The 11,938-nt window shown below is 69.9% G+C and carries 11 protein-coding genes; 7 read left to right on the top strand and 4 right to left on the bottom strand.

Annotated features, from left to right (window positions below; all coding sequences use genetic code 11):
• Positions 1-450: 450 nt before the first annotated feature.
• The 3 genes from OG734_RS02125 to OG734_RS02115 form a co-directional block, all read right to left on the bottom strand.
• The gene (locus tag OG734_RS02125) at positions 451-1,380 is read right to left on the bottom strand and encodes a carbohydrate ABC transporter permease (RefSeq protein WP_330285739.1); all 930 of its coding nucleotides are present in this window, start codon (positions 1,378-1,380) and stop codon (positions 451-453) included.
• The gene (locus tag OG734_RS02120) at positions 1,377-2,282 is read right to left on the bottom strand and encodes a carbohydrate ABC transporter permease (protein ID WP_330285738.1); all 906 of its coding nucleotides are present in this window, start codon (positions 2,280-2,282) and stop codon (positions 1,377-1,379) included. Before OG734_RS02120 ends, OG734_RS02125 begins: the two co-directional genes overlap by 4 nt.
• A 64-nt stretch (positions 2,283-2,346) precedes the next feature.
• Entirely contained in the window at positions 2,347-3,693 is a 1,347-nt protein-coding gene (locus OG734_RS02115) for an ABC transporter substrate-binding protein (protein WP_330285737.1), read from the bottom strand.
• A gap of 165 nt (positions 3,694-3,858) precedes the next feature.
• Between OG734_RS02115 and OG734_RS02110 the strand changes: the two genes are divergently transcribed.
• From OG734_RS02110 to OG734_RS02080, 7 genes are all read left to right on the top strand, one after another.
• Complete coding sequence (locus OG734_RS02110; protein WP_330285736.1) at positions 3,859-4,602, top strand: SDR family NAD(P)-dependent oxidoreductase; 744 nt, start codon at positions 3,859-3,861, stop codon at positions 4,600-4,602.
• Between the two features lie 70 nt (positions 4,603-4,672).
• Complete coding sequence (locus OG734_RS02105; RefSeq protein ID WP_330285735.1) at positions 4,673-5,413, top strand: FadR/GntR family transcriptional regulator; 741 nt, start codon at positions 4,673-4,675, stop codon at positions 5,411-5,413.
• On the top strand, positions 5,410-6,555 hold the full coding sequence (gene dgoD / locus OG734_RS02100; protein WP_330285734.1) for a galactonate dehydratase: 1,146 nt from the start codon (positions 5,410-5,412) through the stop codon (positions 6,553-6,555). Before OG734_RS02105 ends, dgoD begins: the two co-directional genes overlap by 4 nt.
• A gap of 52 nt (positions 6,556-6,607) precedes the next feature.
• The gene (locus tag OG734_RS02095) at positions 6,608-7,228 is read left to right on the top strand and encodes a bifunctional 4-hydroxy-2-oxoglutarate aldolase/2-dehydro-3-deoxy-phosphogluconate aldolase (protein ID WP_330285733.1); all 621 of its coding nucleotides are present in this window, start codon (positions 6,608-6,610) and stop codon (positions 7,226-7,228) included.
• The gene (locus tag OG734_RS02090) at positions 7,225-8,190 is read left to right on the top strand and encodes a sugar kinase (protein WP_330285732.1); all 966 of its coding nucleotides are present in this window, start codon (positions 7,225-7,227) and stop codon (positions 8,188-8,190) included. The genes OG734_RS02095 and OG734_RS02090 overlap by 4 nt, the downstream gene beginning before the upstream one ends.
• A gap of 15 nt (positions 8,191-8,205) precedes the next feature.
• Complete coding sequence (locus tag OG734_RS02085; protein ID WP_330285731.1) at positions 8,206-9,093, top strand: SMP-30/gluconolactonase/LRE family protein; 888 nt, start codon at positions 8,206-8,208, stop codon at positions 9,091-9,093.
• 44 nt (positions 9,094-9,137) lie between these two features.
• Entirely contained in the window at positions 9,138-9,860 is a 723-nt protein-coding gene (locus OG734_RS02080) for an SDR family NAD(P)-dependent oxidoreductase (protein ID WP_330285730.1), read from the top strand.
• 45 nt (positions 9,861-9,905) lie between these two features.
• On the opposite strand, the gene OG734_RS02075 is transcribed toward OG734_RS02080, so the two are convergent.
• Complete coding sequence (locus OG734_RS02075) at positions 9,906-11,933, bottom strand: beta-galactosidase (RefSeq protein WP_330285729.1); 2,028 nt, start codon at positions 11,931-11,933, stop codon at positions 9,906-9,908.
• Positions 11,934-11,938: the final 5 nt, after the last annotated feature.

Raw genomic sequence — 11,938 nt, 5'->3', positions numbered from 1 at the left:
GGCGGTGGTCGTGATCACGGACTTGGGCGACCCAGCGGCGAGGCGGGCGCGGCAGGAATCGAGGAGATCGGGGAACGCGCGGCGTAAGTGCGCTGCGACGTGACCTCGGCCGCCGGTCCACAATCCTCTCCCGGCTGTACGGCGTTCCAGGCGGCGCCACGTGGTCGACGCGATCTCTCTGCTGCTGGGCTGCTGGGCGTGATGGCCACGGCCGGCGGGCACCGGCGACCGTGGCGCTGCCCAGGTCCTGCTTCGGCATGTCGCCGACGCGTACTACTGGCCGACCCTGGTCCGGGCCGACGGCGGACAGCACCACGAAACCACGCAGGTCGCTGCGTTTGGCATCGCCGACGCCAGTGCGAGCATCGGGACGTGGACACACAGGGCGGCGACCTGCGGCATCGGCTCAAGCCCGGAGTGGGACGGCGACTCCTGGAAACCGCCGGAGGCTCAGCCCTTTACGCTGCCCTCGGTCAGACCGCTGCGCCAGAAGCGCTGCAGGGCGACCATGGCGATCATCAGAGGGACGACGGAGACGAAGGCACCTCCAACGGTCAGCTGATAGAGCTGCGGTTGGCGGTCGGCGAAGGACTGCCACGACGTCAGACCGAGGGTGATGGGGTACAGCTTGGAGTCGGAAAGCATGACCAGCGGCAGGAAGTAGTTGTTCCAGATGCCGACGAACTGGAAAAGGAAAATCGTCACCAGGGCGGGGGTCATGATGCGCAGAACAACGACCGTGAAGATGCGGATCTCTCCCGCGCCGTCGATGCGGGCTGCCTCCAGCAGCTCGTCCGGTATGGATGCCGCGGCGTAGATCCGGCACAGGTACACGCCGAAGGGACTGACGAAGCTCGGCAGCAGTACGGCCCAGTAGGTGTTGGCCAGGCCTGCCTCGCTGAACAGCAGGTACATGGGCAGCGCCAGCGCCGTGGCAGGGATCAGGACGCCACCCAGCACGATGTTGAAGATCGTGTCGCGGCCGGCGAAGGAGAACTTGGCCAGCGCGTAGCCGGACATCGCGGCCAGAAGCGTCGCCACACCTGCGCCCACGCCTGCGTACAGCAGGCTGTTGGCGGCCCAGCGCAGGTAGATCGCATCGTCGTAGGTGACCACCTGGCGCAGGTTGCTCAGGAACCGGGGATGGGAGAACCACAACCCGAAGCTGCCGAACAGGTCGCCGGTGGACTTGGTGGACGCCACGACCAGCCAGTACACGGGGAGCAGGAAGTACCCGGCGGCTGCCACGAGCAGGCCGGTGACCAGGATGCGACTGCGCGTGGTGACCCCGGTGATGCCGCCGCGCGGCGTCGCGTGGTCGTCGGAGGCCGGCGTCTCGCCCCTCGGTGGGACTGCGCGGGCCGGTGTCTGGAGACTCACGCGTCCCCACCTCTCTTGTTGATCAGCCGCAGAAATCCGAAGGAGAGCACGAACGCGGCGAGGGCGAGCAGCACTGCCTCGGCAGCGGCGAGGTGGTAGTTGTCGTTGGTGAACGCCTCGTTGTAGGCGCTGAGGTTGGGGGTGTAGGCGCTGTCGATACTCGATGAGACGGGCTTGAGCACCAGCGGTTCTGCGAACAGTTGCAGCGTGCCGATGATGGTGAAGACCGTGGTGAGGATCAGCGCCGGGCGCAGCAGCGGCAGTTTGACGTGCCGGACCGTCGCCCATGCACTGGCGCCGTCGATGCGGGCGGCCTCGTACAGCTCCGCGGGGATGGTACGCAACTGGGCGACGAGAACCAGAACGTTGTAGCCGGCGAACTCCCACGTGACGATGTTCGCGATGGACCACAGAACCGTGTTTCCGCCCAACAGGTCGACCGACAGCCCCAGATGGCGCATGCCGTCCACGAGAGGGCTGACTCCCGGTACGTACAGGAAGCCCCACAGGATGGACGCGATGACGCCCGGAACGCCGTAGGGCAGGAAGAAGGCGGCGCGGAAGAACCGAACGCCTTTGGCCGAGGCGCTGTCCAGCAGCAGCGCGAGCCCGGCGGACAACACGACCATCACCGGCACCTGGACGACCGCGAACAGCAGTACGCGACCGATGCTGCGCAGAAAGGCGTGATCGGACAACGCGTCGGAGTAGTTGCTCAGCGCTACGAAGACGGTATGGCTGCCGCCGAGCCCCAGGGATCCGGTGTACTCGACATCCATGACGCTCTGGTAGACGGCGTAGCCGATGGGGAGGGCGAAGGTCAGGAGGAACAGCAGGAGGAACGGCGCGACGAAGACGACGGGCGCCAGATTTCTGCGGCGGCGGGGCGCTCGGGTGGGCATCAGGGTTCTTTCTGGAGTCCGGAGGGGAGAACGGCGGCGGCCGTGTAGCGCCCTCCGGAGGTGGTCACTGGCCGGTGGAAACCTTCAGACCCTTCTTCTTCAGGTCTTCGACGGTCTGCTTCTGCGCCTGCTTGACCGCGGAGACGAACGTGCCCTTGCCGGCCAGGGCGGCCTGGAAGCCGTCGTTGAGGTGCTGGTAGGTGGCGTCGATCGTCGGTATCCACTTCCACGAGTTGTCGATGTTCTTGTCCGCCTCTGCGAAGACCTCGTTGTACTTCTGGCCTCCGAAAAACTGTGACGGCTTGTCCAGTGAGGAGCCCTTGTACCCGTCGGCCGCCGCGGGCCAGCCGTATCCGCCCTGCAGCAGCAGGTCGACGCTCGTGGGGTCGGTGTTGAGCCATTCGGCGAACTTCAGGGCCTCGGGGATGTGCTTGGCGCCCTTGAGGACAGCCGTGGAGGATCCTCCCCAGTTCGCGGACACGTTCGAGCCCTTCGTCCACTGCGGCATGGGCGCGACCGCCCATTTGCCGGTGGTCCGAGGAGCGTTTCCGCTGATGATGGCGTCGCCCCACTGGGCACTGACCCACGAGGTGATGCCACCGGTCTGCAGGTCCTTGTACCAGCCGTTGGCGAAGTCGGGTTCGGTCTTGATCACTTTCTTGCTGCGCAGGTCGTCCCAGAAGGCAGCGACCTTGAGGGTCTGCGGGGAGTCGATGTTCACCGACCAGGTGTCGCCGTTCACGCCGAACCACTTGGCGCCGGCCTGCCATGCGAGTGCGGTGAACCAGGCGGAGTTGCCGGCGGGGAAGGTGCTGATGTAGGCCTTCGGGTCGGCATCGTGGATCTTCTGCGCGGCCTGGGCGAACTCGTCCCAGGTGGCGGGCGGCGTGATGCCCCACTTCTTGAACAGGTCGGAGCGGTAGAACAGGCCCATCGGACCGGATGCCTGGGGGATCGCGTAGACAGCCTTGTCGAAGACTCCCTGCTGCCACTGCCAGTCCACGAACTTCGACCGGTCCTTGTCCGCGCCGTACTGGGACAGGTTCACCAGGCCGTTCTCCAGCAGGAACGACGGGATCTCCTGGTATTCCACCTGTGCCAGGTCGGGCGCGTTGCCGCTCTTGAGCGCGGCGCGCATCTTGGCGTAGCCGCCGCTGCTGCCCGCCGGGATCTTCTCCAGTTTGACGCGGATGTCCGGGTGAGTGGCGTTCCACTTGTCGACAGCCTTGTCGACACCGGGAACCCACGACCAGAAGCGCAGGTCGACCTTCTGGCCGGGCTTGACAGGTTTCTGGACCGCGGGGTCCTTCGAACCGGTCGAACCCCCGCAGGCGGAGATCAGCAGGGAGGCGGCGGCAAGGGTGACTGCGAGTGCGACCCGGCTTCTGCGGAGGTGTGTGGTGCGGCTCATGGGAGGAGGTCCTTCCTGGCTTCGTACTGAAGGTGCCTGTTGCATGCCGGTCAGTCTCGGAGCGCCATCGCCACATCGTCAAGATATATTCATAATTAATTGAAACAGCTATGGTGGGTGCAGGAAGCCGGAGGGAAGAGGTAATCGATGACGGAGTGCCACAGGATGGCGGGACGTGTGGTGGTGATCACCGGCGCCGCGCACGGCATCGGCGCGGCCACGGCTCGAAGGCTCGCGGCCGAGGGCGCGACCGTCGTGGCCACGGACGTGGACGACGCGGCGGGCAAGGCGCTCGCCACGGACATCGAGGACGGCGGAGGCCGCGCGGAGTACGTACGCTGCGACGTCACCTCGGCCGCCGACTGGGAGCACCTGGCCCGCCACGTCGAGCAGCACCACGGGCGGCTGGACGTCCTGCACAGCAACGCCTTCGCCCAGGTCAACAAGCCCGCCCACGAGCTGAGCGAGGCCGAGTGGGACGGTCAGATGGCCGTGCTGCTCAAGCCGGCCTGGCGCGGGATGAAGACCTTCGCGGCCATGTTGCGCGAGGCCTCGGGCTCTGTCGTCCTCACCTCCTCGGTGCACGCGGTCATCGGCCTGCCCGGCCATGCCGCCTACGCCGCCGCGAAGGGCGCGCTGTGCTCGCTGGGACGGCAACTGGCCGTCGAGTACGGGCCGGACATCCGGGTCAACACCGTGCTGCCCGGCCCCATCCTCACCGCCGCCTGGGACGGCATCCCGGAGGCCGATCGGGCGCGCAGTGTGGCCGCCACGGCGGCGAGGCGGTTCGGGCAGCCCGAGGAGGTGGCCGCCGCCGTCGCCTTCCTGGCATCGGCGGACGCCTCCTATGTGACCGGAGCGAGCCTGGTGGTTGATGGAGGATGGAGCGTCATGAAGGAGTCCTCGTGAGCGGCGCGCACCCCGCGGTGGGGTGTGCGCGGCCTCAGCGCACAGGACCGAGACGGAAACGGAGAACACGGTGATCCATCCCGGTAGGGGGCTGCACGGCCAGGCGGTTGAGGAGCTGGGCCGACGCATCATCCGCGGCGACTACCCTCCGGGCTCCGTGGTGGACCCGGCCAACTTCGAAGTGGAGCTGGGCGTCAGCAAGACCGTGGTCCGCGAGGCGATGCGCGTACTGGCGTCCAAGGGCCTGCTGGAGTCACGGCAGAAACGCGGTACGACCATCCGGCCCCGCGCCGACTGGAACCTGCTCGACAGCGACCTGCTGCGCTGGCAGGGCAGCAGCGCCCCGACCGACGGCTTCCTGGAGGACCTCGCCGAGGTCCGCGCGATCGTCGAGCCCGCCGGCGCCCGCCTCGCCGCGGCCCGCCGTACCACGGCCGACCTGGACGCGATGCGGCAGGCACTGGCCGCGATGGCGTCGGCGGGCACCGACGCGGCGGCGATGGTCGAGGCCGACCTGGCCTTCCACCGCGCCCTGCTGGACGCCGCCCACAACGAACTGCTCAGCCGGATGGAGGTCGTCATCGAAGCCGGCCTGCGCGTCCGCGACCGGATCGTGCACGGCGCCCAGCACTTCTCCGACTCCATCCCCGTACACCAGGAACTGGTCGACGCCGTCGAAGCGGGCGACCCGGACGCCGCCGCGGCCGCCGTCGACTCACTCCTGGCACAGGCCACCGACGATCTGGCGGCCGTAAGGGCGCGGACCGACCCGGACGTCGCGACCGACCCGCTGCCGAAGGAACTTCCTTGAAGATAACCGGACTTGAGACGTTCCTCGTGGCCCCGCGCTGGCTGTTCCTGCGCGTCGCCACCGACGAGGGCGTCACCGGCTGGGGCGAACCCGTCATCGAGGGCCGCGCCGACACCGTACGCGCCGCCGTCCACGAACTCGCGGACTACCTCGTCGGCCAGGACCCGCTGCGCATCGAGGACCACTGGCAGGTGCTCACCAAGGGTGGCTTCTACCGCGGCGGCCCGATCCTCTCCAGTGCCGTCGCCGGCATCGACCAGGCCTTGTGGGACATCGCAGGCAAGACCTACGGCGTCCCGGTCCACCGCCTTCTCGGCGGCCCGGTACGCGACCGCGTCCGGATGTACGCCTGGATCGGCGGGGACCGCCCCAGTGAGGTCGCGGAACTGGCCGAGGAACAGATGAAGGCGGGCTTCACCGCCGTGAAGATGAACGGCTCGGCCGAACTCGCCCCGATCGACACCCCGGCCCGCACCGCCGAGGTCGTCGCACGCGTCGCCGCCGTCCGCGAGGTGCTGGGCGACGAACGGGACATCGCCATCGACTTCCACGGCCGCGCCTCCACCGCCATGTCACGCCGACTGCTGCCCCAACTGGAGCCGCTGCACCCGCTGTTCGTCGAGGAACCCGTCGCGCCGGAACACTCCGCCAACCTGCGCAGCCTGGTGGAGTCCACGAGCGTTCCCCTCGCCACCGGCGAACGCCTCTACTCCCGCTGGGACTTCCGCGACGTCCTGGCCAGCGGCATCGCCGTCGCCCAGCCCGATCTGTCGCACGCCGGCGGCATCTCGGAGGTCCGCCGCATCGCGGCCATGGCCGAGACGTACGACGTCACCATGGCCCCGCACTGCCCCCTCGGCCCGATCGCCCTGGCCGCGAGCCTCCAGATCGCCTTCTCCGTACCGAACTTCCTCATCCAGGAACAGAGCATGGGCATCCACTACAACCAGCAGTCCGACCTGCTGGAGTACGTGATGGACCCCGAACCCTTCCGCTTCCAGGACGGTTACGCCGTCGCCTCCACCCGCCCGGGCCTCGGTGTCGAGATCGACGAGAAGGCGGTACGCCACGCCGCAGAGACCGGACACCGCTGGCGCAACCCCGTATGGCGCGGCCCCGACGGAGCGTTCACCGAGTGGTGACCACCAGCAGGACCTGATCCCCGGACCCCACGCACAAGGAGAGCTTGCTCCCATGAACCTGGTGGAATCACTCCGAGCCCACCGCCTCCTGGCGATCGTACGAGGCAAGGACGCCGCTGCGGCCCTGCGCAGCGTGTGCACCCTCGCCCAGGAGGGCATCGCGGCCGTCGAGGTCTCGCTGACCACCGCGGACGCCACGGACGTCATACGGCAGGCGCGCGCCGAACTGGGCCCCGACGCACTCCTCGGAGCCGGCACCGTTCGCTCGGCCGCCGACGCCGCCCGAGCCGTGGACGCGGGAGCCTCGTACCTCGTCACCCCGGCTCTGGTCGACGGGCTGGAGGCGTACGGCGTACCCGTGCTGATGGGCGCCCTGACACCCAGCGAGGTCGAGACCGCCCTCGCCCGGGGCGCCGCCGCGATCAAACTCTTCCCCGCCTCCTTCGGCGGCCCCGGCTACCTCAAGGCCCTGCGCGACCCGTTCCCCGATGTGCCCTTCGTGCCGGTCGGCGGAGTGGACGCACAGGCGGCCCGCGACTACCTGGACCGGGGCGCCATCGCCGTCGGCGTCGGCTCACCCCTCGTCGGGGACGCGGCCGACGGCGGCGACCTGGGCCAACTCCGCGCCCGCGCGGCCGAGTTCCGCAAGGTGGCGGCGGGGGAGACCCCGTGACGGCCCCGACTCCGCCCGAGGTCATGACCTTCGGCGAGACCATGGCCGCGCTGCGCGCCCACGGCGCGCTGCGACTCGGCGGCAGCCTCGGCCTGTCCGTGGCCGGAGCCGAGTCCAACGTCGCCATCGGCCTCGCCCGGCTCGGGCACCGGGTGAACTGGGCCGGCCGGGTCGGCGCGGACGAACTCGGCGCGCTGGTCCTGCGCACGCTGCGCGCCGAGGGCGTCGACACCGGCCACGCGGCCACCGACGACACCGGCCGCCCCACGGGACTGCTCCTGACCGAACCCCGCCTGGGCACCCTGACCCGCGTCAGCTACTACCGCGCCGGTTCGGCGGGTTCGGCGGTCTCCCCGGCCGACGTACTGCCCGCGCTGGCCCCCGGCACCCGCGTCCTGCACCTGACCGGCATCACACCGGCGCTCAGCGCATCGGCGGCCGAAGCCGCTCTGGCCGCCGCGACGAGCGCCCGCGACGCCGGCATCACCGTATGCCTTGACGTCAACTACCGCTCCCGCCTGTGGACCACCGACGCCGCCCGCACCGCCCTCCGGCCGCTGCTGGACCGCACCGACCTGCTCATAGCCTCCGAGGACGAGCTGCCGCTCGTACTGGAACGACCCGGCGCGGACGAATCCGAGGCCGTCAAGAGCATCCTGGCGGCGGGTGTCGCCGAGGTGGTCGTCAAACGCGGCGCACTCGGCGCGACCACCTACACCGCCGACGGGACGACCGACCGCGCGGCGCGACAGGTCGACGCGGTCGATCTGGTCGGCGCGGGCGACGCCTTCGTGGCGGGATACCTGTCCGGACTCCTCGACAGCGCGGACATCCCGGCCCGGCTGCACCGGGCCGTCACCACCGCCGCCTTCGCCGTCGCCACCCGGGGCGACTGGGAGGGCCTTCCGACGCGGGACGAACTCGGGCTGCTCGACCAGCCCGACGGCACGACCATTCGCTGACCCAGGAGACCGAACATGACAACAACGGCAGCGTCGGTGGCGGTCCTCGTGGACGGCGGGTACGAACTCGCCGAGGGCGGCCGCTGGGTCGACGGCCGGTATGTGTACGTCGACATCCTCAGCGGCCGGCTCTTCGAGCTGCACGACGGCACCGGCCTTGCGGCCCCGCGCCAACTGGCCGCCCTCGACGTGCCGTTGGGCGCCGTCGCACCGGTCGCAGGCAGGCCCGACGCGTGGATCGCCGCAGCGGGCACCGGCATCGCGCTGCTCACCGCCGACGGCGCCCTGGAATGGCTGGACCGCCCCGAGGACCGTACGCCGGTCCCCAGCAGGATGAACGACGGCGTCGCCGATCCCGCCGGGCGTTTCTGGGCGGGCAGCATGGCCTACGACGGCACCCATGGCGCGGGATCGCTCTACCGGACGGACCCCGACGGCACCGTCGTACGCGTCCTCGACGGCCTGACCATCGCCAACGGCCCGGCGTTCACCGCCGACGGCACGACCATGTACCTCGCCGACACGGCCGCCGGTACGATCCTCCGCTGCCGGGTCGACCCCGTCTCGGGCGACCTCTCCGGCGGCCCGGACACCTTCGCCCGACTGGGCGATGAGGACGGCAGCCCCGACGGTATGACCGTCGACGACGAGGACTGTCTGTGGGTCGCGATGTGGGGTGCCGGTACAGTCCGCCGGTACCATCCAGACGGCCGCCTGCTGCACACCCTGACCGTGCCCGCGCCGCATCCCACCTCGGTGTGCCTGCGTCCCGACGACAACAGCCTCTTCGTCACCACGGCCCGCTACGGCGTGACGAATCCGACCGCCGCCTCCGGCGCGGTACTCGGGATCCCCGTACCGGTCCGGGGAGCGGCGGCCTGTTCCTGGCGGGGCGGGCGGTAGAGCGGCCCCGCGAGTCGCTACCGTTTCTTCCTCTCCGACGAAAGATGACTGACGTGGCACTGATTCTGGTGACCGGCGCCGCCGGCGGGCTCGGGCGCAACACGGCGAACGCATTGGCCGACGACGGGCACGACGTGGTCGTCCACGTCCGCAATCCGGCCCGTCTCACCCGCGAGGACGACACCGCCCGGTGGAAGGGTGTCGTCCTCGGGGATCTGGCCCAACGGGACGACATTCACGGCGTCGCCCGGCAGGCCGCCGAATTCGGCCGCTTCGACGCCGTCATCCACAACGCCGGCGTCCTGCACTCCTCGGACGAGACCACTGTCAACACGGTCGCGCCCTACCTGCTGACGGCACTGATGGACAAACCGGCCAAACTCATCTACCTCAGCAGTTCGATGCACCGAGCGGGCTCCACCGACCTGGGACCGCTGACGGCCGGCACCGCTTCCTACTCCGACACCAAACTGTGGGTCACCACTCTCGCGCTGGCCTTCGCGTCCCGCTGGGAGGGAACGTCCAGCCATGCGGTCGACCCCGGCTGGGTGCCCACCCGTATGGGCGGCGCCGGCGCATCGGACGACCTGACCGCCGGGCACCTGACACAGGCGTGGCTCGCCACCCACGACGACGTGACCCCGAGCACGGGCGGCTACTGGTACCACCAGCGGACACAGACACCACACCCCGCGTCGCAGGACGAGGAGTTCCAGGCTCGTCTCATCCACGCCCTGGAGAAGCACACCGGGGTCCCGCTCGACTGAGCGCGACCCCGGCGGAGTGTGGTCGGAGGCCGAGACCCGCCGACGTCAGGACGTCGTGCCGCGCGGTTCCCGGACGACGGCGGCGCCTCCCGGGGGGACCAAGACTGTTCCCGTGACTTGAGCGCCCGTGAGGAGTTCCACCCCTTCGGCGGAGACTTCGGCCCCCTTTCCCGCGTGGTCGATGAGGAACAGGAAGTCGGCCTCCGCGCCGCGACGCCGTACGACCTCGATTCCGGCGGGCGCCTCGTGTTCGAGGGCCACGCCGGCCTCCTCGCGGATGCGGTGGAGGAGGGCGGACAGGGTGTCCTGGTCGGGGTGGGTGGCCACATACCAGGCGGTGCCGCTGCCGTACCGGTGGTGGGTGACGGCGGGGTGGCCGGCCAGTGGGCCGTCGGCGTGGGAGGCGACGGCCTGTGCGCCGGTCAGCCGTATGCGTTCCGACCACAGGTCGGCCGTGGCGCCCGATGCCACGTCGCCGGTCAGGCCGGTCGTCTCGCCCGGCAGCAGAGGGAAGAGCTCGTCGGTGACCACGCCGAGGACGTCGCGGAACGCGCCGGGGTAACCGCCCAGGTGCACGTGAGTGTTCTCGTCGACCATGCCGCTGTGGAAGCCGACGGCCAGCGTGCCCCCGCGTTCGGCGAACCGGGCGAGGTTCGCCGCGGCTGCCTCCGTGACCAGGTACAGCGAGGGTGCCAGGACGAGTTCGTAGCGGTCGAGTTCGGGGTCGTCGGGGCGTACGAAGTCGATGGCGACCCCGGCCCGCCACAGGGGGGTGTACCAGTCCCGAACCAGGTCCTGGTAGCGCAGCTCGCCGCTGGGCTGGGAGGGCAGTTCCAGTGCCCAGCGGGCGTCCCAGTCCCACACGATCGCCACCTGTGCCGTGCTGGTGGAGTCCCGCACTTCGGCCAACGCCCGCAGGTCCGCGCCGAGTTGGACGACGTCGCGCCAGATCTGACTGTCGGTGCCGGCGTGCGGCAGCATCGCCGAGTGCCACTGCTCGGCGCCGGCCTTGGCCGCCCGCCACTGGAAGAACGCGATGCCGTCGGCGCCGTGGGCCACGTGCGCGAGCGCGTTGCGCCGCATTTCTCCAGGGCCCTTGGCCCGGTTGACCTGCTGCCAGTTGACGGCACCCGTCGAGTGCTCCATGAGGAACCAGGGGCCGCCCGCGAGCGACCGCATCAGGTCGCCGCTGAGAGCGATGTCGAGCTCCGCCTCCGGGTCGTCGGACATCAGATAGTGGTCGTTGGAGAGGATGTCCAACTCCGGTGCCCAGCGCCAGTAGTCGAGGGCGTCGAAGGTGCGCAGGACCATGAAGTTGGTCGTCGCAGGCAGGTCCGGCGCGGCCCGGAGCAGTACCTCGCGTTCGGCGGTGCACAGGGACAGCAGCTCGTCGCTGCAGAAGCGGCGCCAGTCCAGTTGGTGGGTGGGGTTGGGGACGGCGCCGGTCGCGCGGGGCGGGATGATTTCGGCCCAGTCGTAGTACCACTGGCTCCAGAAGGTGGTGCCCCAGGCGTGGTTCAGTGCCGCCAGGTCGTTCCCGTACCGTGCGCGCAGCCAGTGGCGGAAGGATTCCGCGCTGTCGTCGCAGTAGCAGGCGGGGTTGTGGCAGCCGTACTCGTTGTGGACGTGCCACATGACGACGGTCGGGTGGTCGGCGTACCGCTCGGCCAGCGCGCCGGCGATCCGCAGGGCGGCCTCGCGGTAGGCGGGGCTGGACGGGCAGAACGTCTGGCGGCTGCCGTACGAGAGTCGGCGGCCGTCCTTGTCCACCGGGAGTGCCTCGGGGTGGGCGCGGAAGAACCAGGCGGGCGGTGCCGCGGTGGGTGTGGCCAGGTCGGCGCCGATGCCGTTCTCGTGGAGGAGGTCGAGGAGTCGGTCCATGCGCGTGAAGTCGTAGACGCCCTCGGCCGGTTCGAGCAGCGCCCAGGAGAAGATGCCGACGCTGACCATGGTGACCCCGGCCTCGCGCATCAGGCGCATGTCCTCGGCCCAGACCTCCTCGGGCCACTGCTCGGGGTTGTAGTCACCTCCGTAGGCGATTCCAGGAATGCGAAGACGGCGTGCGGTACTCACTGGTG

The organism is Streptomyces sp. NBC_00576, assembly GCF_036345175.1.
Taxonomy (GTDB): domain Bacteria; phylum Actinomycetota; class Actinomycetes; order Streptomycetales; family Streptomycetaceae; genus Streptomyces.
This window is presented reverse-complemented; position numbering and strand designations above follow the sequence as displayed.